The 26638-nt window shown below is 43.7% G+C and carries 25 protein-coding genes and 3 pseudogenes; 21 read left to right on the top strand and 7 right to left on the bottom strand.

Going from position 1 to position 26638, the window contains the following annotated elements; genetic code table 11:
* Nucleotides 1-13 precede the first annotated feature (13 nt).
* From AAC155_RS13685 to AAC155_RS13695, 3 genes are read left to right on the top strand one after another with little or no spacing between them, the layout of a single operon-like run.
* Nucleotides 14-931: a DUF4194 domain-containing protein gene (locus AAC155_RS13685; RefSeq protein ID WP_113042809.1), complete on the top strand. Its 918-nt coding sequence runs from the start codon at nucleotides 14-16 to the stop codon at nucleotides 929-931.
* Nucleotides 924-4319 carry an ATP-binding protein gene (locus AAC155_RS13690; protein ID WP_229015720.1) on the top strand — a complete coding sequence of 1132 codons (3396 nt, stop codon included), beginning with the start codon at nucleotides 924-926 and terminating at the stop codon, nucleotides 4317-4319. Before AAC155_RS13685 ends, AAC155_RS13690 begins: the two co-directional genes overlap by 8 nt.
* Nucleotides 4316-5512 (top strand): Wadjet anti-phage system protein JetD domain-containing protein, encoded by a 1197-nt coding sequence (locus AAC155_RS13695; RefSeq protein WP_113025980.1) that lies wholly within the window; start codon nucleotides 4316-4318, stop codon nucleotides 5510-5512. Before AAC155_RS13690 ends, AAC155_RS13695 begins: the two co-directional genes overlap by 4 nt.
* A gap of 41 nt (nucleotides 5513-5553) precedes the next feature.
* Here AAC155_RS13695 and cynR read toward each other — a convergent pair whose 3' ends face one another.
* From cynR to AAC155_RS13715, 4 genes and pseudogenes are all read right to left on the bottom strand, one after another.
* On the bottom strand, nucleotides 5554-6456 hold the full coding sequence (cynR, locus tag AAC155_RS13700; protein ID WP_113025979.1) for a transcriptional regulator CynR: 903 nt from the start codon (nucleotides 6454-6456) through the stop codon (nucleotides 5554-5556).
* 186 nt (nucleotides 6457-6642) lie between these two features.
* Nucleotides 6643-6741: pseudogene (locus AAC155_RS13705) on the bottom strand (transcriptional regulator); the annotation flags it as partial.
* Nucleotides 6742-6984: 243 nt separating this feature from the next.
* Entirely contained in the window at nucleotides 6985-7413 is a 429-nt protein-coding gene (locus AAC155_RS13710) for a helix-turn-helix domain-containing protein (protein ID WP_113042813.1), read from the bottom strand.
* Nucleotides 7410-7721, bottom strand: coding sequence for a type II toxin-antitoxin system HigB family toxin (locus AAC155_RS13715; protein ID WP_113042840.1), 312 nt, complete (start codon nucleotides 7719-7721; stop codon nucleotides 7410-7412). Before AAC155_RS13715 ends, AAC155_RS13710 begins: the two co-directional genes overlap by 4 nt.
* 180 nt (nucleotides 7722-7901) lie before the next feature.
* Between AAC155_RS13715 and AAC155_RS13720 the strand changes: the two are divergent.
* The 3 genes and pseudogenes from AAC155_RS13720 to cynS form a co-directional block, all read left to right on the top strand.
* Nucleotides 7902-8240, top strand: a pseudogene (locus tag AAC155_RS13720) (IS6 family transposase); the annotation flags it as partial.
* Between the two features lie 170 nt (nucleotides 8241-8410).
* Nucleotides 8411-8995, top strand: a complete 585-nt coding sequence (locus AAC155_RS13725) for a carbonic anhydrase (RefSeq protein WP_387491685.1) — start codon at nucleotides 8411-8413, stop codon at nucleotides 8993-8995.
* Between the two features lie 27 nt (nucleotides 8996-9022).
* Nucleotides 9023-9493 (top strand): cyanase, encoded by a 471-nt coding sequence (gene cynS / locus AAC155_RS13730; RefSeq protein WP_113042815.1) that lies wholly within the window; start codon nucleotides 9023-9025, stop codon nucleotides 9491-9493.
* A 226-nt stretch (nucleotides 9494-9719) separates the two neighbouring features.
* On the opposite strand, the gene AAC155_RS13735 is transcribed toward cynS, so the two are convergent.
* A complete protein-coding gene (locus AAC155_RS13735; protein ID WP_228903230.1) occupies nucleotides 9720-10100 on the bottom strand; it encodes an esterase/lipase family protein in 381 nt (126 codons plus the stop codon).
* Between the two features lie 633 nt (nucleotides 10101-10733).
* On the opposite strand from AAC155_RS13735, the gene AAC155_RS13740 reads away from it, so the two are divergent.
* From AAC155_RS13740 to AAC155_RS13790, 11 genes and pseudogenes are all read left to right on the top strand, one after another.
* Nucleotides 10734-11231: a hypothetical protein gene (locus tag AAC155_RS13740; protein WP_113042817.1), complete on the top strand. Its 498-nt coding sequence runs from the start codon at nucleotides 10734-10736 to the stop codon at nucleotides 11229-11231.
* On the top strand, nucleotides 11231-11704 hold the full coding sequence (locus AAC155_RS13745; protein ID WP_113042819.1) for a hypothetical protein: 474 nt from the start codon (nucleotides 11231-11233) through the stop codon (nucleotides 11702-11704). Before AAC155_RS13740 ends, AAC155_RS13745 begins: the two co-directional genes overlap by 1 nt.
* Nucleotides 11705-12270: 566 nt before the next feature.
* Entirely contained in the window at nucleotides 12271-13512 is a 1242-nt protein-coding gene (locus tag AAC155_RS13750) for an ATP-binding protein (protein WP_113042821.1), read from the top strand.
* Nucleotides 13513-14567: 1055 nt separating this feature from the next.
* Nucleotides 14568-14729, top strand: a pseudogene (locus AAC155_RS13755) (IS1 family transposase); the annotation flags it as partial.
* Between the two features lie 158 nt (nucleotides 14730-14887).
* Nucleotides 14888-16210 (top strand): radical SAM protein, encoded by a 1323-nt coding sequence (locus AAC155_RS13760; RefSeq protein ID WP_205068561.1) that lies wholly within the window; start codon nucleotides 14888-14890, stop codon nucleotides 16208-16210.
* A 63-nt stretch (nucleotides 16211-16273) separates the two neighbouring features.
* Nucleotides 16274-16519 carry a hypothetical protein gene (locus AAC155_RS13765; protein WP_036812610.1) on the top strand — a complete coding sequence of 82 codons (246 nt, stop codon included), beginning with the start codon at nucleotides 16274-16276 and terminating at the stop codon, nucleotides 16517-16519.
* A gap of 85 nt (nucleotides 16520-16604) precedes the next feature.
* On the top strand, nucleotides 16605-17378 hold the full coding sequence (locus AAC155_RS13770; protein ID WP_046975491.1) for a hypothetical protein: 774 nt from the start codon (nucleotides 16605-16607) through the stop codon (nucleotides 17376-17378).
* Complete coding sequence (locus tag AAC155_RS13775; protein WP_046975492.1) at nucleotides 17365-17724, top strand: tautomerase family protein; 360 nt, start codon at nucleotides 17365-17367, stop codon at nucleotides 17722-17724. The genes AAC155_RS13770 and AAC155_RS13775 overlap by 14 nt, the downstream gene beginning before the upstream one ends.
* Nucleotides 17712-18194 carry an SAM-dependent methyltransferase gene (locus tag AAC155_RS13780; RefSeq protein ID WP_046975493.1) on the top strand — a complete coding sequence of 161 codons (483 nt, stop codon included), beginning with the start codon at nucleotides 17712-17714 and terminating at the stop codon, nucleotides 18192-18194. Before AAC155_RS13775 ends, AAC155_RS13780 begins: the two co-directional genes overlap by 13 nt.
* 48 nt (nucleotides 18195-18242) lie before the next feature.
* A complete protein-coding gene (locus AAC155_RS13785; RefSeq protein ID WP_113042823.1) occupies nucleotides 18243-19703 on the top strand; it encodes a radical SAM protein in 1461 nt (486 codons plus the stop codon).
* 12 nt (nucleotides 19704-19715) lie between these two features.
* A complete protein-coding gene (locus tag AAC155_RS13790) occupies nucleotides 19716-20516 on the top strand; it encodes a class I SAM-dependent methyltransferase (protein WP_046975494.1) in 801 nt (266 codons plus the stop codon).
* Between the two features lie 588 nt (nucleotides 20517-21104).
* Here the strand turns inward: AAC155_RS13790 and AAC155_RS13795 are convergent.
* Both AAC155_RS13795 and AAC155_RS13800 read right to left on the bottom strand, forming a co-directional pair.
* Nucleotides 21105-22325 (bottom strand): trans-sulfuration enzyme family protein, encoded by a 1221-nt coding sequence (locus tag AAC155_RS13795; protein ID WP_202967588.1) that lies wholly within the window; start codon nucleotides 22323-22325, stop codon nucleotides 21105-21107.
* Nucleotides 22326-22807: 482 nt separating this feature from the next.
* Nucleotides 22808-23278, bottom strand: a complete 471-nt coding sequence (locus tag AAC155_RS13800; protein WP_113042825.1) for a TnsD family Tn7-like transposition protein — start codon at nucleotides 23276-23278, stop codon at nucleotides 22808-22810.
* 220 nt (nucleotides 23279-23498) lie between these two features.
* On the opposite strand from AAC155_RS13800, the gene AAC155_RS13805 reads away from it, so the two are divergent.
* From AAC155_RS13805 to AAC155_RS13820, 4 genes are all read left to right on the top strand, one after another.
* Nucleotides 23499-23711, top strand: a complete 213-nt coding sequence (locus AAC155_RS13805) for a hypothetical protein (protein ID WP_113042828.1) — start codon at nucleotides 23499-23501, stop codon at nucleotides 23709-23711.
* Between the two features lie 36 nt (nucleotides 23712-23747).
* A complete protein-coding gene (locus AAC155_RS13810) occupies nucleotides 23748-24911 on the top strand; it encodes an ATP-grasp domain-containing protein (protein WP_262987501.1) in 1164 nt (387 codons plus the stop codon).
* Nucleotides 24912-24935: 24 nt separating this feature from the next.
* Nucleotides 24936-25358, top strand: a complete 423-nt coding sequence (locus AAC155_RS13815; RefSeq protein ID WP_113042832.1) for an MFS transporter — start codon at nucleotides 24936-24938, stop codon at nucleotides 25356-25358.
* A 125-nt stretch (nucleotides 25359-25483) separates the two neighbouring features.
* Entirely contained in the window at nucleotides 25484-26308 is an 825-nt protein-coding gene (locus tag AAC155_RS13820; protein WP_113042834.1) for an MFS transporter, read from the top strand.
* Nucleotides 26309-26638: the final 330 nt, after the last annotated feature.

A 26638-nucleotide genomic window follows, 5' to 3' on the forward strand; every position in this document is an offset into this window, starting at 1 on the left:
AGTGAGGGCTGTAATGCATGTAGGTAAAAAGTTGAATAAAGATAATGGTGCCCTCGCTACCTCTGGGAAGTCTCATTCCGATCCTCAGGAAGAACAGAAAACAGGGTTCTTCGATCAGTTGATAAAACACCATACTCAATCAGAGTATGATCCGCTTACAGATACAGCCGGCGTTGAATCTGATGTTGCTTTTTCGGTTGTCAACCAAAGCCCATCCGGTGAAGTTGATGATGTATTAGTCAGTAAGCACGTTGAAAACTCAAACAGTGATATGCCGCCTGATGCGCGCCGGGTGCTGGTTAGCTTGCTGCGTCAGGGCGTTATTTTGTCTTCGCAGAAAGCTAAATTGTTTGAATTACTTTGTCGATACCAATGTGCTGTGCGCAAACATCTGTCAGAAGTCTATTTGAAGTTAATCTTAGATGAAAAAGCAGGTGTTGCCTTTATAGCTGGCTTTCAGAATGAGGAAGATACTGAATCATTGGGTATAGATGATGAAGAGGTTGTCTCTCTGATTAGCCGAAGAACGCTCTCTTTATACGATACATTGTTGCTGTTGGTGCTACGTAAACATTACCAGGACCGGGAAACATCGGGAGAGCAAAGGGTTATCATTGATATAGAACGTATAGAATCCCATCTGACACCGTTTTTACCGCTGACAAACAGTACTAAATCTGACCGGAGAAAACTCAAGGGTGCTCTTGAGAAAATGGTGACGAAAAAAATATTGAGTTCGGTCCGAGGAAGCGAGGATCGCTTCGAGATTACGCCGGTGATCCGCTATGTAGTCAGTGCTGAATTTCTCGAAAGTATGCTCAATGAATACCTGAAAATGGCGGGAGAGAAGGGTATTGAGCTAAATAAAAATGGCAGCGATGCTGTTGATTATCAAAATGAAGGGGAAGAGACAGGAGATGAAAATGACTGATCAAACTCTTTCGGCTAATTCATTATTTCATGTTGGTCAAATCAGATTAGCTGAACTCTCAGTTTATAACTGGGGGTCATTTAATGGCTTGCATACCGCGTTGATAGATCCTATGGGAACGTTGGTCACTGGAGATAATGGCGCCGGAAAATCGACATTCATTGATGGCCTTATGGCTTTGCTGCTTCCTGCCGGAAAGGCAACTTTCAATGTAGCTGCGGCACAGGGTGATCGTTCTGACCGGACTTTACTTTCCTATATGCGGGGAAGTTTTGGATCTGCCCATGACGGAGCGGGGACGAGAGTCAGAAGTAAGCGTGAGTCTGGCGTAGTGACTGGGCTTAGAGCCTTATATCAGGGTGATGATGGGTCAAAAATCACGCTTGCGGCGCTTTTCTGGATGACTAAATCGACGAATGTGCTCGCGGATGTGACACGAGTTTATGTTGTTGCCAAAAGAGACCTGACTCTTAAGGAAATGCTTAATGCTTTTGGGAACGGTAATGCTCGGGCATTCAAGCAATGGCTTCGTGATGACCCGACGATTACGTGCTGTGATGATAATTTTTCTGATTATCAAGAGTTGTACCGAAAGCTCCTGTATATGGACAATAAGAATGCGCCTGCACTTTTGTCGCGGGCGTTAGGTCTGAAAAAAATTGATGATTTAACCGGGTTGATTCGTGAATTGGTACTGGAACCGAGTACGGTCAAGGATGATGCTAAAAAGGTCGTGGAAGAGTTTGCTGATTTGGTGGCAATTCATAGTCAATTAGTGGATGCAAGAGCACAAAAAGTGCACTTATCTAGGTTACCTGAACTCAACGCAATTATCGAAAAAACCACGAAAGAATTTGCGGAGCTGATAGCTGAGAAAAATAGTCTCCCGGTCTACTTTGGGGAGATTTTCGCACAATTGTGGAGTGAAAAAATTGCCGATATTGAGGCTGAACTGGAAGCGCTACTCCTCAAAATTAGCCAAGCTGAAGAGCAAAAAGTGGATGCGAATAAGTTGGTTGAGCGAAGGCACGAGGAATATCTTCAATTTGGTGGGGATAAAATAGAGTCGCTGAGAAAAGAGGTTGATCATACCCAAGCTCAATTGAATCGGGTGGTTAGAAATTCATCGCAATATCAAACTCATGCTAACGAGCTGGCTCTTCCTTCTGTATTAGAGGAGGCGATATTTCTTAAAAATCAATCCGTAGCATCAACCCGGCTTGCCAGTATTCAGCAAGAAGAAGGAGAGTATCAGGACAGGTTTGCCACCATCAGTGCTAAATTCAGTGAGCTGCAAGCCAATATCCATGATATCTCTCAGGAAATTCGTGAGATCGAGGCAAGACCCGATTCCAATATTGATGTGAAATATCAGCAACTGCGAGATGAACTGGTTAATTCGTTAGAATTAAGTAAGGACCAATGTGTATTTATCGGTGAGCTTATCGATGTCGAAGATCGTGAAAAGAGCTGGCAGGGCGCGATAGAGAGGGCGTTAGGCGGGTTACGAACCACACTTGCTGTGCCACATCATTGTTATTCGATGGTGACTCGCTGGTTGAATACCCGACATACCGGTTTACATGTCCGTGTTCAAGTTGTGAATGATTCTACAACTCAAGGCCAATCGGTGGTGTTTAAGTCTGATGGTTATCTAAGGAAACTGGTATGGCGTAATCACCCTTATCGAGAGTGGCTCAAGCACCATTTGCAGCGATTTGACCTGCAATGTGTTTCAAGTACGGAAGAATTGGATCAAACCCCGTTTTCGATGACACAGCAGGGGTTGATGCACATGGATAAGGGGCGCTTTGAGAAAAAAGATCAGCACCGGATAGACGACAGAAGGCGTTGGTGTCTGGGTTTTTCGAACAAGTCACGTTTAGCCATTCTTAATAACGATAAAAAAGAGTTAACTCTGCAACTGGCAGAAACCGAGAAAAAGGTGAGTCAAGCCCGTCAAGATTTGAATTCTGTTTCTGATCGTAAAATTCTTTGGGAGAAGATCCAAGGTTACCGCTGGGATGATATTAATGCTCCTTACTGGCACGAAAAGCTTTCTGATTTGCAGGCTGACCTCAAGGTGTTGGAACAGTCAGGGGGTGATCTTGATAAGGCCAGAGAGCGTTGGGAGTCGGCTAAAGAGCAGCTAGCTCAAATTCAATCGGTATTAAATCAGCTCAACTCTGATTCTGGTGGCGTTAAAAATACGCTGAAAAATGCAAAAGAAGAATGGAACAAAGCGCAGGCAAAAGCGTCGAAAGGATTACCTGATTCAGCCCGGCAATTACTTGCGATTCGAGTTGGCGTACTGAATACAAACGATTTAGGCCGGATGTCTGAATTGGTGTTGAAAGTTGAAGAAGATTTAGAACGTCTGTTAGATATTAGCCGAAACAGTAAAGACAAAGCGGAAAGATTAGCCATTAGCATTATGGTCTCATTCAGGTCTAACGATAAATGGCAAGTCTTCACAGTTGACTGGCAAAGTAATATTGATGGCTTACCTGATTATCTTAATCATTTGCGACAACTGGAAGAGGAAGGGCTTCCCAACCTTGTGGAGCAGTTTATTGAGCGGTTGAATAAGCATGCAACGCAGTCACTGGCTCGGATTAAAACTAAGCTTGAATCTGAGCGGGAAGATGTCCTTGAACGGATTGGTATCATTAACCGGGTCCTCAAGCGTACAGAGTTTCGATCAGGGACACATTTAAAGCTGGGTTCAAAGAGAGAGAAATTCCCACATGTTAATGAGTTTGAACAGCATTTGCGTAAGGTGCTGAGTCAGGTAACCAGTGATGACCATGAAGCACGGTTCCGTCAGTTGGCTAAAGTAGTTGAAATACTTGGGAAAGCAAGTGCGCCAGGCTCCTCAAATACATTAGAAAGTTTAAGGTTGCTTGATCCTCGTTATCAGATGTCATTTTATGCCGAAGAGTTGGATAGTAATACCGGTGAGATTCGTGATGTCTTGGAGTCATCCAGTGGAAAGTCAGGTGGCGAGAAAGAGTCATTTGCGGCGACTATTGTCGCGGCAAGTTTGGCCTATGTTTTGACGCCGGATGGCTATGATCGTCCGGTTTACTGTACTGTTTTCTTGGATGAGGCATTCTCAAATACGGCTGAAACGGTAAGTCGGCGGGTGCTCCGAGTATTTAGAGAGCTTCATATTCACGTTAATTTGATTACGCCTTATAAAAACCTGAATCTGGCAAGGGAATCTGCTCGTTCACTGCTCATTGCGGAAAGAGATCAGGAAAACCATGACAGCCATTTATGTGAAGTGACTTGGGAAGAGATTGACCGGAGAATGGGCGAAGAGAAGGAGAAAAAGTTGCCTGATGAGGCGGCTGATCTGGGTATTGAGTTTGAGAAACTGACATGAAAAGAGGGCAGTATGAGGTGAGTTGGGGGTTATTACCAGCACAAGTTAAAAGCATCATTAGGCAGCGTGAGTGGGATAGCCTTCCTTCACTAAAAGCCCGGTTACTGGGCATCAAGGCATTCCCTATTCGCGTTGGCTTGAAACCACCCAAAGGGAATTCTGCCATATTAGATATAGTTCATTTCCAACGGTTTATTGATGAGTGGAAATCATTTCCCCATCAAGATGTTGTGGAGTGGTCTTCTAAGAATTTCAGGGAGCTATCTGAGCAACGCATTCCAACTTTTGTTGTCATTGAATCGATGCAATGTCTGATTCAATTTTTAGGGAGTGATGCCCTTTCCCGAAGTAAGGTATGGGAAAGAAATATGAAGCCATTTTTGTGGGTTAATAAAGATCTCTATCCTGCATTGGTTAAGTGCATAGATATTGTGGAAAAACTCTCGTTGAGAGATGCGGAATTATTAGCAAAGTTGCTGCCACAATTAAAGCAAGGCTTAGGGGAAGGGCAATATCTAAGAGCACTGCCACTCATTGGGATTGATACTAAGTTTCTTGAGAATCACCAAATCCTGATCGAAGAGCTGGCCGATATCATTCACAAGGGAGCTGTTTCGGCATCAGGTGGTCTTATTGCCTGGTTGGGGTGTTCAATAAATCCCAAAGGTTGGTTAACTATCAGGCCGCTTTGCCGTGCTGCAATGGCTGCATTTGGTGGAATACCGATACTACAAATACCCGGCGAATTACTTAGACAGTACGAACTTCCAGCATCGAATATATTAGTAGTGGAAAACCTACAGTCTGGTCTGGCATTACCCGAAATGCCTGACACCGTAGCGGTGATAGGCGGGGGGAAAAACATTGCCTGGATGAATGCAGCTTGGTTGAAAGGTAAGCGTGTAGGATATTGGGGAGATATTGATACTTGGGGTTTGTCTATTCTCAGTGACGCCAGAGACAAGTTTATGGATATTGAGCCTTTGATGATGGATGTTGAAACTGTTAAAGCCCATGAAGATAGAATGGTTCCTGAACCAAATCCAGTTGAATCCAATCCTACATTGCTAAATGAGGATGAAGCAAAGTTGTTTAATTATCTCATTTCTGGCCGGTTCCAATCTTCACGTTTAGAGCAGGAGCGTCTTTCATCTGATTACATTAGAAACAAACTTATGAATTGGCTGTCCTAACACAGAAGGGAAGCCGCTAGACACGATATTTTTTCCATTTATCAAAAATCGTCACTTTCTTGGTGTACATCGAAACGGTGCGTAATTAGATTGGCGAATGCCTGGCTTGCAGCGCTTCGATATGCACCACGGCGCCACAACAGTACTGCACTGCGTTGCGGTAACGTAGGTCGAATTGCAATGGAATAAAGCCCGGCCAGCTCGTGGGCGATGACATCAGGTAACAGAGTTGCGAGTCGTCCCCGACGGACAATTTCTACGATTGCACTGATGGAGTTGGCTTCAATTGCAATGCGTGGTGTTATCCCCTGTTTCTGGAAGTACAAATCAATATGGCTCCGTGTTGCAAAGTCTTTACTTAATAGTGCTAGCCCTTCATGTTCCAACATTTTCGCCGTCAATGATGTTTGTTGACCAATGAATCGATGCGATTGACCAACGATCAGGCTGAGTGTTTCGATGAATAATGGTTCGCTATCAATGTCGGGGGAGCGTATGTCTGAGAACGCGATGCCGAGATCGAGCTGGTTCTCCGCTAAAGAGACTTCTATTTGATCTTGCGTCATTTCCTTGATATTCAACGCAATTCCTGGATAGAGTGCGTTGAAACGTTCTACCCAATGGCCGATGAAGTAAGTGGTGAAGGTGGGTGTCATTGCTAGCCTGAGCAATCCGCGGCTTAAATCCTGCACATCATGAATCGCACGTTGCCCAGCATCCAGATCCTGTAATGCACGACGGGCGTAACTTATGTATACCTCGCCAGCGTCAGTGAGTCGTACAGTCCTTCCAGAGCGGTCGAACAGTTGCACGTGCAGTGACTCTTCAAGTTGTCTGATTTGTTGCGATAGGGTTGGTTGCGAGACATGAAGTTCTTCTGCGGCGCGTGTGAAGTTCTGATGTTTGGCAACTGCCAGCAGATAACGAATGTGTCGTAGCAGCATATCAATTAACTATTTGAAAATAATATGGAAGTAATGACATCCTGATCTTTGAGACTATAGAAATATTCGCTCATTTTTCACCTGTTGGCTGTCTTATCGGCCACGATGGGGTGAAGACTATAAGGGCTTCCTGAACATGTCAACCGCCGAACTGAATGCATCATGTAACGGGTTTTTCATCCGTGCAGCAAAGCGTTCATTGTTGTTTTCATACTCAGCGATTTTAGTGGCTAGAAAGTCAATCAGTGGATTTTCATCATCGTGCTCAATGAGGTAATCCACCATTGGAGAGCATAAAAATGTGTGGGGCACTATATTGGTGTTTATGCCGTTATAGCCGGGAACTATCAACTGTACTGCCGACTAGTCCATTAATTTTGATGCTGAGATACCAACGTCCAAATTGCGCCTTTAGCTCGCCATTCAGAACGGCCATCCGGGGGAAGCATTTAAATGATTGCCCCACACATTTTTATGCTCTCCATTTTTTAATGACCACGGCTGCCGGTTATGTCGTTTTACTATCAATTAATCAATAAAAACGCTAACCGGTACACCAAAACGAACTGAGAGTTTACGCATAGCTTCAAGCGTTAATGAACGTTCACCTTTCAAAATACGACTAACAAGAGAACGCTTCCCAATCTCGTCCTCAAAATCAGTCTGATTCAGGCCGTACTGATCCATCAATGTACGTAGAATTGCTACACCGCTTTGTGTGCTAGCAATACGTTCATTGAACTCTGTAAACTCTGGCGCACTACTTTCGTAGGTGTCAATTTTAGCCGTAAGCATATCAACCAGCGGACTATCTGGATTGTGCTCGACCAGATATTCTACAAGTTTCATTGCCTCATCATAATCTTTGCGGGAAGTGCTGCCCCCTAAGAGAGGGACAATGCTCACTAGGCTGCTCACCAGGCTATTTGCAGCATGAATTGCTTCGTTGATCATCATTCTTTATTCCTCCGGTAATAATCCGTCAATTTGTCATATTCTGCATGGGTTGATATGTGCTTGATAAAAATTTTCCCACGCTCAAAATCTGCAAAAAACATCACTCTTAAATTATTGCCGCCAACATCAATGACCCACCATTTTTCCCGATATTTCATCCAATCCAGACTAGGGAATACGCACTTCATTTCATCTGGAGAACTGAACTTTAAGCGCCGCAACGACTTATATAGATCATCAAGTGCAGCGAAACTATTTGGGTAGCGGCGTGTAGCTAAATCAAACGGCTCCCTTGAAATAACATGCATTTTCATACCTATTGTTTCCAATATGGAAACAGCATGCCACAGCTTTATCATGTTGACAACATGGAAACAAATTATGTTTCCGAAAAAGATTTTCTTTAGACCGAGCAGCCTAACAGAAGGGTTCTGTCGCATTAAGCGGTCATCAGGTAAGCTTCCCTGTTTTTGAGCGAGTCCAGAGTGATGTCCCTTATCCGAAAAGCGTTCAAACGTCTGCATTATCCGGTCGATATCATTGCCCAATGTGTTCGTTGGTACCTCGCTTATGCCTTGAGTCTGCGCAATCTCGAAGAGATGACAGAGCGCGGCATTGGGGTCGACCATGCCACGATACATCGCTGGGTGTTACGTTTGGTGCCCCTGCTCGGCAAGGCTTTCCGACCTCGCAAAAAGCCCGTTGGCTCCCGGTGGCGAATGGATGAAACGTACATTAAAGTCAAAGGCCAGTGGAAATGCCTTTACCGGGTGGTCGATACCGACGGTCAGACGATTGACTTCCTGCTGACCGCTCGCCGCGATGCAACGGGAGAGCATAAAAATGTGTGGGGCACTATATTGGTGTTTATGCCGTTATAGCCGGGAACTATCAACTGTACTGCCGACTAGTCCATTAATTTTGATGCTGAGATACCAACGTCCAAATTGCGCCTTTAGCTCGCCATTCAGAACGGCCATCTGGGGGAAGCATTTAAATGATTGCCCCACACATTTTTATGCTCTCCAACAACAAAAACAAATACGTCGCCGCAGAACGACAATCAACTATTGGAAAATACTATAGCGATGATAGTAATCCGATCTTTGACGCTATAGATAAATTCGTTCATTCTTCATCCATCCGCTTTCTTATCGATCACGATGGAGTGAAGACATGCAGGATATTATTGAAGGCTTTTTATAATTCCAGCGCGAGGTATTTCCAAAGTGTTGCGAGCTTTTCAAGCGGCTTGCTGCCGGCCAAAATCCTCGTACTTTGTTTATCGAGTGCTCTGGTGGATTCTGCGAAAGCGATTAATCAGGCACGTGCGCACGTTAGTGAGATTGCCCGACTTGATTCGATGGTGCGTGAAAACGTCATCGCTCAAATTGCTAATATCAAAACTCACCCGCCCGCGGCGCTCGGGCTGGAACAGGGACACTTGAATCTACACGGCTGGATTTACGACATAGAGGCTGGTTCGATCGATGCTCTAGATGGCTTGGTCGGCCAATTTGTTTCGCTTGCGGACTATCCGCATGTTTCTGCAACGCAATCCGTGTTTCACCACGGCATTTAAATAGCTTATTAATCCAAAGGAATCATTATGACACAATCTCAATACTCCCAAATTCCCCGGCTGGCCCTTACTGATGCTATCATCGACGCCAAGACACGCAAGAATTTGACGTTTGAGGATATTGCACAAGGAACGGGTCTGAGCCTCGCATTCGTTACTGCTGCACTGCTCGGCCAACATCCTTTGCCCGCCGATGCTGCGAGGATTGTGGTTGACCGACTTGAACTCGACGAAGATGCCTTCCTTCTGCTGCAAACTATCCCTGTACGCGGTAGTATACCCGGAGGTGTGCCGACAGATCCGACTATTTACCGATTCTATGAAATGGTGCAGGTTTACGGTTCAACGCTTAAGGCGCTTGTCCACGAGAAGTTTGGTGATGGCATTATCAGTGCAATTGACTTTAAACTTGATATCAAAAAGGTCGATGATCCGAATGGCGGTTCACGAGCTGTAATTACGCTAGATGGGAAATATTTGCCGACTAAGCCGTTCTAAAACAATTGCAATTGTTGGCATCGGCAAGAGGTTTGAATTTGAGAGATAAACTTCTTGCCATTTCAAATTAAAGTTTATTAACTAGCCACTTCGGTTTTTGTATAAGGTGTATAGGGAGTAGATCGAAATTGCCGTTTCGCTCCCTGAATGGCGCCAAACAGAGCTTTGCTGTGGCGGATGGGCATCATTTGATCATGTGTACAGCCAATAATCAGTGTTGTGGCTTTTATCGTAGGAACAATTTGACAGAAGCAGTAACGACAGCTCCTAACAAGTAACCTATCAGTGTGACAGTCTCTCCCAACGCTGCTGCTTCAATAACGGCTTCGACCTGTTTTTCAAGCTGTTCGAGGGGAAGCGTTTCGTTTGCTTTTACTGGTTGAGAAAAATCCGGGGATATAACTCGATTTTCCGAGGCAAGCAGTTGAAGGAGATAACTGAAATGTATCTCTGTGCTGCCGCCAGTGCCATGTACCAAGACGATAGGATTTCTTTTGGTGCTATTCTTATTTGGATCGAGAGGTTGGGATGTGAAGAACTTTACATCTTTTCCATCTACGTTTATGACATTTTCGTTGATATTAAATTTTTGCTCGGATTTATTCATGATAATGAAATATCTCCTGATAGATATGGGTTATATAGAAGCCAAATATAGGTAATTAAACAATGATCTTGTTAGTTGCTTAATTAAATTAATAACTCAGTATAGAGTTATTGCCAAATTATAAAATTAAAATAGTGTTATGATTGAATATTAATATTATTATAAATCCCAATATTAGATCTTATTTATTGTGTTTTTGCTATATTGCAGGCAGGGAAAATAAGTTTCAACCTATTAATTAGGCTGAAAGTTTTTTTCTTGGCTGAATGGAGGGAATATCAAAATATTAAAAAAATCATATGCTGGATTGTCTTATTAATTTCTTATTTCACATTGACAGAATTTCATCCTCATACCATAGTGATTACATCACTTTTTTATATATGATTGCATTGTTAAATAATTTTATTCATCTATTGTTTGAATATTATTGATTTATATGATTAAGAATTACCATTAATACACACAGATCATTTTTCTAAATATTTTATAAAGTATTTTTTCACTCTGACAGCATTCTGCTATAACGCCTGACTCAGTTTATACAATTCATCAGCGTGTGAAGTCTGCTTTAGAGGGATAAAACTGAATGGCATCATCAGATATTTAACACATCTGTTCAGGAGATGAAAAATGTCTACTCGAATCGTGAATGAACAACATCAACAATATGCGATAGCAGAAGGTGAGAAACGTGCTATACGCACGATTAAGCTATTTATTTCTCTGGGCTTTATCGCAGAGGCTGGATTTCTTTTAATGGGGCTTATTTTATTTCCCGGCAATGGCCCTCTGGTATGGCGTCTCGTATGGGCGCTTGGTTTATGTGGTATTGGCATGGGGGCCGCTGTTGGGGGACTGACTTACCTGGTATCAGCACGTTTCACACCAGGAAGTGCCGGCGCTTATATCATGACCGCCGTGAGTAGCGTTCTGTTATTCAGTGTTTGCCAAACACTTTGTTGGGGCTTGGACCACAACGTGGGGCTGAATTATTGGGGTTCAATAGAAATGCCGTTGCTATTCCTGATTAAAGGATATACTGCCGCACTTATTGCTGGCATTTTGGGTAGTTTTCTTCTTAACTCAATAACTGGTGCGAGATTCCTTGCTCGTCTCAAGGTCTTTTAGTGAATAAGAAATTAACTTTGCCTAACAGTTTCGCTATTTCCATATTTCTGGCTGTGTTGGCTGCATGCCTGAATCTTATATTATGGAGCGCTGATATTTTGGAAATGGCACATAGCGTCCCGCTAAAGGGGTTAATGATTATTTGGTATCTCTTGGGATGGGGTTTTGCTCCGGGTTGCCTGACTGCGCTCACCATCAATTCAATCAGGGGAAGATTACCTCAGAGGGTGGGTTCGGTGGTTGCCATGTTTATAAGCTTTCTGTTGGTTACAGGGATTTGCGGTTTGGTTTATGCTTACCTGACAAACTCCGCTTTTATGCAAATTGCTATGGGAGGCATGGCTAATCATCATTCTTCGGTGAATCACGGAACTATTCTTGGTTTTATTACGCAACTGCTGCCCAGTTTATGTGCAACTGTTATTTCAATCATGAATGCTTTTTCGATAAAAATGGGGAAGCAGTTTAGGTGATAAGGTCCAAATAAATTCTTGGTGGTTAAACCGCTATTATTATGTTGACAATTTATTACTTGTGAATTCGCTTCCAAAGCGTAGCTAGTCGACGGTTCTTCTCCCATCTTATCATGGTGCTCAGTCCCCCCGTCATAAAGCGAAAGATATTAGGCCCCAGTTTTGCGAATGCAAGATTGGGGTTTTTTCACGATACAGCTTTACTGTAAGCTTTTTAAGTCCGCTGGCGTTCCTTATCCTCTCTGTGTGCTGGATACAGAGTTCACTGGCGTCGACTCCTCTACTGTCTGATATTGTTAGATTTATTCCTCCAATTACTCTAGCTTTTCGTTACAGTAGTGCCTTTAAGCCCAAAGGAAAAGTTTTGACTGACGTGTAAGAACGTCATAAATCGACAAATAGACGAAAAGGAAACCAGCAAATAGACGCTATGAAAACCAGCATTTGGACGATGGAATAGCCAGCAAATAGACGCTGTACAAACCAGCATTTAGACGATAGCATAGCCAACAAATAGACGGAGCAATTTAAACTTCATTCTCCACATTGAACATAAAAGAACAACCTTGAATAACGCACTACACCCAAGATACATAGCACCACAGCTCAAGGCAGCATTGGCTGATACACCAGTGGTGTGCTTGCTTGGTCCTCGCCAAGTCGGCAAAACAACGTTGGCGAAATCTCTAGAGCCTGGGCGGGCTTACCTAACTTTCGATGACAGCACTCTGCTTAACACAGCTAAAGCCGATCCCACTGGATTTGTACAAAGCTTGCCAGAACGTGTCACACTGGATGAAGTACAGCGTGTGCCAGAGATCCTGCCTGCCTTAAAAGCAACTATAGACATTCATCGTCGACCAGGGCGGTTCATACTAACTGGTTCAGCTAATTTGCTGTTGCTGCCTGGACTACAGGAATCACTAGCAGGTCGCGTCGAAGTAATCTTTTTGCAGCCACTTTCTGAACAAGAAAAGCAGCATAGTCCAACATCGCTACTCGAACAGCTGATCACTAACAAAATTTCTCCTTCAATCAAAGGGGAACAAATCCTCATTGAAGGCGTAGCAGAAGCTATAGTACAAGGAGGTTATCCAGAGCCGAATATGCGCAGTGAGGCGCGAGCTCGTCAGTGGCATAAGCAGTACCTCAACGCCATTATTCAACGTGATGTGAAAGACATTGCCGCGATTCGAGATGAAGACGAATTACTGAGACTCATTAAGATCCTCGCATTGCGTACTGGTAGCCTTTTGAACATCAGTGGATTAGCGAAAGATGTAGGTCTTCAGCGAGAAACCGTTGATAAATACATCACCATTCTAGAGCGCTTGTTCTTAGTGAGACGCTTACCGGCTTGGCATAAAAACCAAGCCAAACGTTTAATAAAAGCCCCTAAAGTTCATGTAGTAGACTCCGGTTTAGCTTGTGCTTTAAACAATATGAGAGTCGACGATTGGCATAACCTTAGTAATGACTTTGGTGCAGTACTCGAAAGCTTTGTGGTGCAACAATTGATCTGCCAATCGGGTTGGGGAGAACATGGACTGCACTTCTCCCACTATCGTGATAAAGATCAGGTTGAAGTTGATCTTGTTATTGAAGATGGTCGAAGAATCTGGGGGGTTGAAATTAAAAAAGCGGCCAGTATACAGCCGAAAGACGGTATGGGGTTGGCAAGATTAGCTTCACTGGCTGACAGAGATTGGCAGGGAGGCATCTTACTTTACACAGGTAACAATTGTCTGCCAATTAGCCACGTACCAAACACATTTGCAGTACCAATGAATGCTCTTTGGGGGCATTGATATCTACCACGTCCTAAAGGACGTGGCTCCCTACAGTCACTACCGCTTCGATCTTTAATAGAAATTTACCGCTATCTTTGAGGAAGCCAGCATTCTCACTATTATCATATGACTAGATATGTATAACATCATCTGACTGCGAGATCTTTCTATTGCTATTTCATAATAGTATTTAAGATTACATATCAACGAACGCCGTCTAGCGCCCCATGTAGAATGATTAGAGTTTTCTTTTTTTAACAATCCTGTAGGTATAAGATCAATTATAGTCATATGGGCAGAGTTCTTCATTGAAAAAGATATAATTAAAAATAGCGTCCTTAGCACAGACTGCAAAGTATAAGTTATTTAGAAAAAGGGGAATTATCATGTTCAACTGCCCTCCAAGAAACTAAGCTACCAGCTACTGACTTCTTGCCCTTAATAGCTTCTCTCGTCTCGTTTAATGACAATCTATTCTCTACAACATTAAGTTGCTCATTGTGAATATGGCAACCACTAGATTTAAGCCAATCAGCTTTGAAGTATGCATATCCTAAGTTATATAACTGCTTTTCAATACACTTTTGGCAATAGCAAATTTAGACATGCTGCCCTGAGTAGCTTTTCTGTTTCTCCGGGTAAAAAACATCAATAAAAAGGGACCTTAGTGAAAAAGGGGAGGAAAAGTAAGTGCGATTAACATATTTGTTTTTTTCATATAGGACGAATAAATCATTAGGATTAAAAGTCTCAAATTCACTTCTTGCTTGATAGGGAACACTAGGCTTATCCCCCCAACCTCCATTAGTTAAAACTATATCCAGTCCGTTTTAAAACTCGAAAAATAAAGCTCTGTCATGATTCACCTAACGCCAGGCCAAAACCGTTTTTCCTTTTACTCATACCAACCTTCCCCCTGATTTTAGCGCATTCAGAAAAACCAGATTAAGTAGCCTTCTTTGCAAAGGCCGGCGCACAACGCAGTGGCCAATATTAAATATTAGTTGAACACTACATACCAGAAATGAGCATAACTTGTAAGAATTAAGTGAACACAACCAAGACTATTGGAGCATATTGTTGGAAAACGTTACACACAGAGGATAGAGCGAACCAATCTCACCCTACGGACACGGTTAAAGAGGTTAGCGAGAAAAACGATTGGCTTTTCCAAATCAAAATCTATGCACGACAAAGTGATTGGTACGTTTATCGAAAGAGAGTATTACTATTGAATCAATTAGTTGAAGAAATAATTCATTGCATTCAGTTTGACTAATTAAGGATACACTGCTTTACTTAATTACATTCGGCATACAAGTTGATTGCATCCGAGTAACAACACACTCATGGCAAGACATTCATTCATAATTTATAAAAATAAGGTTGTGATATGTCTCTGAATAAAATCGTCTATCAAGACAATGTCGGCGGTATTGTTGCTCTTCTTCCCACGGGGAAAGTGGCTTATTTTCATCCCTCGGTGAAGCCTTATATCGAACAATTTAACCGGGGCGACATGCCGAAAGATATGGCTTTCTTTGAAGATTTTATTCTCGAATCTCCTTTTGTCGCGCTGGATAATTTTCACCTTTCCGCACCTGCGATCGCTTTTATTGAAACCACCAACCTCTGCAACCTGCGTTGCCAGCATTGTTATGCCTGGTCGGGGAAAAAGCGGGACAACGAACTTTCCACCGAAAGAATTAAGGCGCTCATTGATGAGTTCGAGGCCTTGGGGGTCTTGCAAGTCTTTCTGACTGGGGGCGAATTGTTTGCCCATAAAGATGCTATCGAGATCATTCAGCACGCCCGGCAAAAGCCATTTAGTACCCAAATTTTTAGTAATGGCCTGCTCATTACGGAAGAAAAACTCAAGCGCATCCCCAAAGGTCAGTCGTTTTTTGTCAGCTTTGATACCGCCGTACCGGAACGAACCGTGCGAGGAAAAATGAACTTCCCGAAATTAAGAGAATGCTTCGAGCTCATGAGTCAGTATGGCCATGTCGTCCGCACCGCCGTGTCTGTCCATAACCAGAATATCAATGATGTTGAAGAAATCTTCCAGTGGTGTGTGGACAACGGCTTTCCCCGCCCGCAATGGCTGGAAACACATCCCATCGGCAGGGCATTGCTCAATCCACATATCATTTTACAACCTGAACGGCTTGATGAAGTCTTTGCGATTTACGAACGTTGTATGGATCGCTTTCAGGGAGATGATGCCGATTCCCCGCATGAGTCCCTGATGGGGAAAAAGACAGGCGCGTTCACCTCCGATGACATTCACGGCGTTGAGACCATTAAGTTTTGTCAGACCTTGGAGTGGGCGACCCAACAAGAAAAATGTGGCCGTTCAACGGCTTATGTGAATAGCTCTGGGGAAGTGTTTCCTTGCAGTAACTGTATGAGTAACAAGATGTATGGTGCCGGAAATATTAAAGATCGGTCCTTTCAGGAGATATGGGAGACAGGCTTCTCAGATTTCAGGGGCAAGACCTTTGCCAGACATACCGTCTGTCAGTCCTGCGATGTTCAGCAAAGTGGCGTCTGGTGTCAGTTTCGCTGTCCTCCGCTTGCGAAAAATGTGTCCGGGGATGAAGCGGGCTGTGGCGCAACCGAGTATCTGCGGCTGTTTATGATTAAATCGCATCAGTATTGGACGTTAAGAAGACGCCAGGGTTTGAAGCTCAAATTGATCGCACCGGACAATTAAGTCGCGGCTCATTCTGGCAGTGGCTTTTTTGTTGTTTCACTCACAGCAATAGGAGCAAAAGCAATGAGTAAAAAAAGAGTTCTCGATATGATCCCGGATGAAGGGGCATCGATTGTCGCCTCTCCCGGAAAGAAATTTACCCGGATCCATATGGATCTATCCGCAGATGATGGCATTACTCTAGCGATGGTCGGCGCTGCAACGTCTTTAGCCAATAAAGAGAATCGCCATTCCATTACGCTCAAACCGACGAAAGAAGGGATTACCTTAGCCATGGTAGGGGCAGCCTCTGCGGCCTTGAAAAAGTAATCACAGGTGTTGCGTATGTGCATTCTCAATTCTGTACATACGCACACTTTTTGCGAAGACGCGTTTTGCAGACAGGTCCGGGACGATGAACCCTACTTCTCAGCACTATCATTTAAAAGATGCGGATCACCAGCCTTTTCGAGTGCATATGACGGTGCCCGATACCCCATCATCTCCGCTTTGCTGTGTGTTCTTGCATTCCGGTCACATGACGGCATTTGATGCCCCCGCCCGGGAAAATGAATTCTTCTCCGCACTGCAACGGAATTTAGCAGCGCTTGGTATCGCGACCCTTGATTTTGATTTGCCTGATAAAATGCAAGCGGACGAAATCGCCTGCGCGACGGATATCCAAAAACGATATGAACGCTTCAATCAGGTGATTCAGGCCCCACTTTTTGAACCATTCAAGCGCAACTACTGTGTGATCGGGCTGTCCTTAGGCGGACAAATCCTATTAAAGCTGCTTGAAGATTCAAATCATGCCCATGCTCACTGCCGACAAGTTTTTTTACTCAGTACCGTGGTTGAACAACCTGTGTATGTCTATGCAAACCCCGATGCCATTCATCTAATTTATGGCAGCCGGGACTGCATTGCCTATTGTGATGAGACAACCGAGACCGTCGAACAAGTCTGCTCCCCGGACACTTATTCAAAAGACAGCGCTGACTATGTGGTGACACGCAAATCACAAGAGAAACACATTCATATTCTTCAAGGTGTTGGACACTTGATGGATATGCAGACGACAGACAACCCGCCCTGCGATCCGGCCGATTATCTTGCGGCTCTGATCGCCGGCGAATCCAAATCTCCATGTACCGCATCTGTTGAGGCGAATCATGCCAATCATTGAATACCTCTCGCTGGAACCTGCACCGCCAGAAGCATTTTTGAAAACTATCTGTGACCGGATTCAGGTGATCTTGCAGCTCGCGCCCAATCATGTGTGGTCGTTCTGGCACCCGATCGATCCGGCTTGTTTCTTCAAACCGGACTGGGAAACCGCGAGCGCTTCGGCCCCGCTGGTCAAAATTCGCTGTAAATCCACGTACTCCAACCAAGCCGTGCAAGACATCATCACCTGTGTTGCCAATGGCATTGTTGAGGTATTTGGCGTCAACCGGGATGAGATCTATATCGTTGTCGATCGGGTACATCCTGACCATTTATTCGTAAGAGGGCAGCTATGGAGCCAGTAGATACCACTATATTTACCCTACACCCGATTGGCTGGGTGAGAAATGAGAGAACGACCACTCAAGACGATTTCTGGGGCAGCGTGATCTCAACCATCACGCTCGATAGCAACCAGTTCACCCCGGCAGCGACGCAAGGTTTGAGTGAGTTTTCTCACTTGGTAATTGTGTTTGCGATGCACAAAGTCCCTGCTGAAAAAATCGTCACCGGTGCAAGGCACCCGCGGGGTCAGACGGAGCTGCCGCTAGTCGGCATCTTCGGGCAACGGGCCAAAGCGCGCCCCAATCGGCTGGGGGTGTCTTGCTGTGAACTGCTGGCCTGTGATGGGCTGACCTTAACCGTCAAAGCCCTTGATGCCATTGATGGCACACCGGTGATCGACATCAAACCTTATATGCAAGCCTTTGAGCCACAAACAGAAATACGTGAGCCTGCATGGATCTCGGCCATTATGGCACAGTACTATGACTAACGAGTGATTCATGCCCTGAATCATTACTGACATTCGAGGAGCATCATCATGATGCGCATGGCCCATCCGACTGTTTTAGAAACATTGTTACATGACAATCCAGAACTCAATATTCCGGTTCACGAGTACAATATTAATGTGACCTCAAATCACGGGGATATTCTCAATGATGTAGACACCTTTCAGGCCTACAAAGACTTTGATGGTGCCGGCAAAGAGACCCATCTCTACCTGCACTTGCCTTTGTGTGATTACATCTGTCACTACTGTAATTACGTCAAACGACGGATCAAAGCCAATGACAAAATGCATGAGCTGGAGATTTGGGCAGATTTGCTGATTCAGGAATCCAATTTGTATCTGACGCAGGTGCCGTGGGTGCGTCAGGCGCAGATTAAGTCATTCTACATCGGCGGCGGCACTGGCGCATTATTACTCAATAATCCGGTGGCGATCACCAAACTGATGACCTATATTCGCGAGAATTATCAGCTGGCGGATGACTGTGAAATCAGCATTGAAGGCAACCCGGAAAATTATCTCCCGCAGCATGTCGAACTCGCCCTGTCGCTAGGATTTAACCGCTTCAGCATCGGCATTCAAAGCCTGCAAAATGAGGTGAATGACTTCACCAATCGTCGTCATACAAAAGAAGACGCCCTGAATGCCATTCACGTTTTAAAACAAACGGGGAAACCCTTCAGTACCGATATGATGTTTGGCCTGCCGCACCAAACCATCGACACGGTCACGCAAGATATCCGCACGCTGGTCGAAATTGAGGTACCGGCGATTACCATCTATCGGCTGAGAAATTCTGATCGGGAAAGTATGGGCATTGGCAACGCGTCGGTATGGAATGCAGATCGGCAGAAAGAAAAGCTCGATGCACAACACTTGCTGCCGGGTGTGATTGACACCTACAAAATGCGGGATGCGATTACCAAGATCCTTTGGGCCAATGACTATCACCCCAGTCCATGTGGCTGGTGGAATAAAAAAGGCACCTACAAGGATAGCAATATTCCCCGTGTCTCTAAAGATAAGTGGGAAAAATACAACACCATGATTGCTTTAGGGCCGGGCGCGTATGGCTGGCTCTCCGGCGGCAATGACACCATCATCCAAACGCACAATCAGACCAACATCAACCTCTATATGACCTACATGCAAAGCAACCCGACTGCGCCCCCACTCGCATTTGGCCGTGTTCTTGAAGGCAATGTCGCCATCGGGACTAAGCTCGCCTTCGCTTATAAAGCCAATCAGCCGATTCGGGTGCAGGATTATCAGACTCAGTTTGGGGTTCACATTCTTAAAGAAGCGCCTTACAAGCAAGTCTTTGATACCTTGATTCAGAAGGATCTCATCACCCTATCCGAGGACCAGTCTTATCTTTTACCGACATGGAAAGGCGAAGAGCTCCACGAAGAAGTCATGTATGTCTATTTCCATCAGATGATTGGCGGTGCGGATCAGATTCTGTGTCGGCGGGTTTCCAGTGCATAAGGGCGAATGACCATGGTCAGCAAATCCGTGACTCAGGCGGCCCCGACATCGCCCAACGAGGCCGCGTTTAAGGATTTTTTCTCTGAGCAGGCCGCGGTGTATCAGCAGTTTCGCCCGCAGTATCCGGCTGCCCTATTCGAATATTTACGGTCATGGGTGACAGGCGATCCTCCTGTTTGGGATTGCGCGACAGGCAACGGACAGGCCGCTCAAGGCCTTGCCACCTGCTTTTCGACGGTTATCGCCACCGATGCCAGCGCGGCACAAATCAATCTTGCTAAAGCCTGCGCAGGGGTGATTTATCAGGTCTGCCCGGCTGAGCACCCGCCATTTCGTGATCAGTCCATCGGTTTAATCACGGTTGCAGAAGCCATGCACTGGTTTGACCTGCTCCGCTTCTATGCAGAAGTTGCTCGGGTACTCCAACCCGGTGGGGTGCTGGCCTGTTGGAGTTATGGTCACTGCCATGTGTCTGATACCATGGACGCTGTGATTCATACGTATCGACAGACCACGTTGCAAGACTATTGGCCCACCGAAGCCAAACAAGCGGACGTCACCCACTACCCACTGCCTTCAGGATTTGAAGCCATACCATCCCCCACCTTTTATATGCAGGCGGAATGGAGATTCGAGCAATTAATGGGCTACTTATACAGTTGGTCCGCCACCCGGCGGTATCAACTGGCTCGGCATCACAATCCGCTTGATGCTGTTGAACAAGCTTTGCTACCGCTGTGGGGAGATGCGCATCAATCCCGGATGATTCAATGGCCGATGCAGCTTCGCATCAGTAAAAAGCCTGTCCACTGATTTGCTTAATTTAGATGCTGGATCTGGTTTGGTGCGCGGTGACGTTTCTCGATCAATTTGACATTATCGAACACGCCCCACATGCTTTTGGAAAGACCCAAAAGCATGGAAAAGGTCTTCTTTCATACGCTTGCCAGAATCGGATTTTCAAGCACATCCCTGTACTCAAAATCCTCAATCCCGACTCCTGCGGGCTTTTTCTTCATTTGAATGGGTGCTCGTTTTTTGAAGAAATCAAAAGATGCACTGGTAGATGATTTGAACTCGGAGTGAGGGAAAAAATTCAAGGAAGAATTTTTAGGTTTCTCAACTCAGGAGGAGCTTAGAAACCGATCCCGTTTTGCTATGATAATGTTGAATCAAAAAGAGTTTTTCGCCTGTCTTTGAGCCCTCAAAAACAGGCTGGGGCGCACACGATGCAGTAAAAGGGAGCGGTGAAGGTTGGTGCGTAACATACCTGAACCGATTCAAATGGATACATCCCAAAAGAGTCAATGTAGCGAGTTCAATGTAATCAAAAGAAGCGATAAAGGTGAGCACGCAACATACCGAAAGCAGACTCAAAAATAGACATAGAACGATTCATCCTCACATATTCTCATAAAAGGCTTGCGCTAAATCCGCCACAATATCCTGCACATCTTCCAGCCCCACAGACATTCTGACCAAAGATTGGTGAATCCCATACGCCTGTAAGGCCTCTTCCGGGTAAGCCGAATGCGTCATCGAGGCCGGATGCTGAATCAGCGTTTCAACATCCCCAAGGCTCACAGCCCGCTTCACCAACTGAAGTCGATCGAGAAACGCCTGCGTTGCAGCCTGATCTCCTCGGTATTCAAACGAGATCAACCCGCCATAGAGATCCAGCAACTGGGTCGCCAGCGCGTATTGGGGATGAGTGGCTAATCCGGGATAGTACACCTGTTTGACCATGGGATGATCCTCGAGAAAGTGGGCGACCGCCAGCGCATTGAGACTATGCCGTTGCATTCGAATGCCTAGTGTTTTCAACCCACGCAACACAAGAAAAGCCGACAAAGGCGACAGTGTGGCACCCGTCAAACATCGCAAGCCATGCATCCGAACCGTTTTCATCGTCTCTTCACGGCCCAGCACCACCCCGCCAAGGACATCCCCATGGCCGCCGATGTATTTGGTCAGGCTATGAATCACCATATCTGCGCCGTGCTCAATCGGCCTGAGCATCATGGGCGAGGCTAAGGTGCTATCGACTACCATTTGCGCATGGTAAGGTTGGAGAAGAGATGCCACCGCCTGAATGTCAATGAGTTCCAGTAAAGGATTGGAGGGACATTCAAAAAACACCAGTACTGTCTTGTCAGACAGCACCTCCCTGAGCTGTTGAAGATCAGTCATGTCAATCAAAATCACCTGCACACCAAATTTCGGTAATTCCTGAGTCAGCAAATTATAACTGTTGCCATACATCTTATTGTGCGCAATCACAACATCCCCGGACTGAAGTAAACTCCAGACAACGCTGCTGAGCGCCGCCATCCCAGATGCGAACGTCACTCCGGCTTCTGCGCCTTCCAGATCAGCCAGTCTGGATTCTAATAACGATTGGGTTGGATTATGGACCCGGCCATACACATAGCGCTGTTTTTCACCCGCAAACACCATGGCGGCCTCTTCACAGGTCTCAAAGGTATAAGAGGCGTTCACATACAGTGGCGGGGAAATCGCCTGATATGGGTCTTCAAATTGTTCTGAAGCACTATGAATGGCCCGCGTTTCCAGTTGCATCGTTCTGTTTGTATTCTTTTGAGAGATATCGCTTTGAGACATATTGCATCCGCCATTGAATTCATATTCTTTCAAAGTATAGCAGTGAACCCTTTTGCAGGTGCTGTAATACTCTGTAATAGTTTTTGTTCCGGCTGAAAAATAGACTCTCCCAATATTTCAATCAAACGCAAGAACTCAGGCCAGTTAGCCAGCATGCCAATCAGGGGCATCAATCAAGAGACTGGGTGACACAAACAGAATAAGGAACAGCAATGGAGATGGATTTATCAGGTGTGTGGTGTTGTGACGACGGGTTGACCTATCAGTTCAGACAACATCAGGATGGCAGTGTGTTTATTTGCGGGAGCGACACAACATGCACACATGTCGGCGTCGGAAAAGTCATCGATCAGTGCCTACCATCTGTAAACCTCTCATAAAATAGGGAGGATTACAATGTATAACAATTAATCATGCACAATAAGAGCAGTCACTCTGAGGTGTAAATTAGATATAAAAAGTGCAGATGTTCACTTTATGACTTACTTTGCTCTTGGGCTTTGGTGTAGCGGAGTAGGCTCGCGCAAGTTTATCTCTAGCCACTCTCTTTCATGTTTATACAGCCAGAAGAATGCCGCATTACAGTCAGACTTTATGTCATGTCGGATGGCTTCTGGGTGGTATTGACGATAAAGAAGAATCTGAAGTTGATAGCGTCGCCTTTTTGATTCATGTTTACACTGTTTACGCCAATTTACCAGTCCATCCGTAGTAGAAACGATCGGCTCAACACCCCCGGTTGAAATAGACAACCTTCGCGCGATTTCTTTACGGTGAAAGCCTTTCGTAGCAAGTTCAATTGCAATTTGGCAAACCAAAGGGGTTGGCTTAATAGGCTTTAGTCGCGTACTTATTTTTGCCCCAAGAGCAACAGCTTTTACAAAGCAGCGACTTTTGCCTATTTCCCTGCTAATGCTTGCAATTGAGTTACTTTTTTTAGGAGTGTTAAACACTTTGCTTTCTTCTGATCATTACGTGTTATGTAGTTAAATTCGGTGGTTCCAAAACCCTCTACCGACTTAGCTTTACTCAATCAATAGCTGAACAAATGTTCTGTCTTACTTCTCCGTTAATGTGACAAAAATATTTTTTCTTGGCTATCAAAAAACACTTGAAAATAATCATGTAAATAATAAGTTTTAATTTCAAACATTCTAGGCAAGGAAAATAAAAATGATAAATAAACCGATTGTCTATGATTTTCATGGTGATAAACCATTAAATACACCTTTTACTGATATAAAGCTTCAAGATATTCATATTTATCTTGATGAAATTAACGATCTTGTTAATAAAAGATTAAACGGTGTGTTAAAGAATGGGTGTTTTTCTCGTGAGCTAATGAATAACCTCTCTAGTAGATCGATAGAGATTAAAAATGTCTAATAGATTATTGGTAATAGAAAAAAACCATCCGGTTCGATTGGGTTAAAAAAAGCAAAAGAGCTGGGCGCTTATATTATATTCATTGGATCAAGGAAGTACTATAATAAAGTATCTGATAATGATTTACTCTATATTGATGAATTCTTCGAAGCAGATACTAATGACGATGAACTTGTTCTAAATATGGCTGAGCATATCAATGCTAAGAAAAAAATACAGGGTGTTATTACATTTATGGAGTTCTATGTTCCCCTTACGGCTAAAGTATCAGAAGCATTAGGTCTTAAGGGAATAACATATGAAAATGCATTGAAAGCAAGAAACAAACACCTAATGAGAGAATCTTTTGGGCAAAAAAATGTTCCTATCCCTAAATACGCTCTAATTTCGAATGTTGATAGTGCAAAAATAGAAGCAGCCAAAATTGGGTATCCAAACATTATAAAACCTATTAACATGGCCGGAAGTCGAGGTGTTTTACGTAATGATAATGTCATCGAATTGGAAAGGAATTTCCGTGAAGTCTGTGAAATAACTCCTCCATTTGGAGTAAAAAGATCTTCTTTACTTTTGATAGAAGAATATCTAGAAGGACAAGAATACAGTATTGAATCTATTTCCTTTAATGGTGTTGTGAACATTATCACAATTACTAAAAAATACGTATCAAATAATGGTTATTTTGTTGAATTAGGGCATACATTGCCTGCTAATCTACCATTACAACAAAAAATTGAAATAGAAAAAGTGGTAACACAAGCCTTGCTCGCGTTAGGTATTTATAATGGAGGAGGACATACCGAGGTTAAGGTAACAAGTGATGGTGTCAAAGTCATTGAAGTAGGCGCTCGGTTAGGAGGAGATCATATTCCTGAATTAGTGGAAATGGCTACCGGTATTGATATGTGGAAAGCAGTTATCCAAGTTTCGTTAGATATTTCACCTGACTTGAGTAAGAAGTTCAATAGATATGCCTCTATTTCTTATATCACAGCACCTTCTGGCATTGTTAAAAAGATAAATTACACCAAGAATGGCTTTGTCCATTTTGATGTTAATGTTGGAGAACATATTGAATCACTGAAAAATAGCTCTCAACGATTAGGGTATGCTATTGCGTGTGGCGTAACAGCGGAGCAGGCTGAATTTGATAGTCACCACCTTAAAGAGAGTGTTATTATCGAAATAGAGTTAGAGTAACTTAATACGTATCCTGGTGAACCAATGGCATCTCTATTCAGATTATCTTTATTAAAACATTTACCTCCCCCAATTTTTATCATGTTACTGGGGACACTGTTAACAAGAGCCGCCTATTTTATGGTTTGGCCTTTTTTAGCGATGATCCTTTATCGGCAGTTTAACATGTCAGCGACAGGGATTGGCGGATTATTGGCGCTGTCGAGTATCTTAGGCTCAGTGACAGGCATTTATACCGGATATTTGTCTGATATTTTTTGCCGCAGAACAATAATGCTTATCGGGGTGATGATAAGCATTATCTCATTCATCATGATGTCCTTCTCATCTTCACCTATCTTATATTTAATCGCTATATCCGGAATTAGTATTGGGCGTGCTCTGTTAGAAGCGTGTAGCAAAGCCTTACTGCCTATCTCAATAGGGCTATTTTATTTGCCATTTTGAACCTGGGTAGTGCTCAAAATCCTCACGTACTACGTGTACGCTCCGGTTTTTCCGCGCTGTCCGTGTTCACTGTTCATTGATAAGAATGGCCTGCAACAATTACGCCTATTGAGATAGGCTCTTAATTGGCGATTATATTGACTCTCCTAAAGAGAGAGTCAATACAATACTATCGATATTATTTGGTCAATGTTGGCGCTGCAATTGGTCCTTATATTGGCTTAGCCTCTGGCCTATCGGCACAGAGAGAAACTTTTCTAATTACAGCCATTGTTTATTTTGTTTATGGTATTATATTGCGTGTCTTTTTATTATCTTCAAAAAAGGAAGAGAAAATAAAAAAATTCAGCAATGACATTAGCTTTACAAAAACATTGAACATAATTATTTCTCACCGAACATTCATGATACTTCTATTATGTAATGTTCTTGTTATGTTTGTTTATGCTAACTTTGATTCTACGCTTGTTCAATATTTATCTAGATCAAATATCAACAATGTTACCAATTTTATTGCTTTATTAGTTATTGTCAACTCATTGACAATTATCACTTTGCAAATACCAACTTTAGTTTTATTAAGAAATTTTACACCAAGAATAAAAATATTAATCGGTATCATGTTAATTGCCATAGCTCAAATCATTTTTGCATTCTCACCTATCAATACAGTTTATTATCTCTGTGTCGCAACTGTCATTCTGAGTTTTGGGGAAATAATTGCCATACCTACGTTTAATGTCGAAGTTGATAGGCTCACACCTCACCATTTAAGGGGAGCTTTTTTTGGTGCTTCCAATATGTCAAGTATCGGATCAGCTTTAGCACCTATTTACGGAGGGATCATGCTTGATTTATTTAATTCTACTCTACTGTTTTCATTATTATCCCTAATTAGCTTGATAACTCTATTGATTTATTATACTTTTTTAATCAAAAAAAATAATTAATGGTGGATGTATGAATTTCAATTTTGATGTTGTATTCGATCGTTCTGTTTTTTCATCCACTAAATGGACATACCCTCAAGACTCACTGTATACCGATAACAAGCCAACACCATTATGGGTAGCAGATATGGATTTTCAGAGTCCTCCTTCTGTCAGAAAAGCGCTTTTGAACATCATTGATTATGGCATATTGGGTTACACTAAGAGCCTATCCCAAAAGGAATTGTCATATTGTATAATATTCTAGAACGGATAATTTCTGAAGGTATAGAGAGTATGGCAAACAACAAATGGCGGCTCAGTGATGAACTTTGGGGAAAAATGGCGCCA

The sequence above is a fragment of the Photorhabdus sp. HUG-39 genome (genome assembly GCF_963878365.1).
Classification (GTDB): Bacteria; Pseudomonadota; Gammaproteobacteria; order Enterobacterales; family Enterobacteriaceae; genus Photorhabdus; species Photorhabdus kayaii.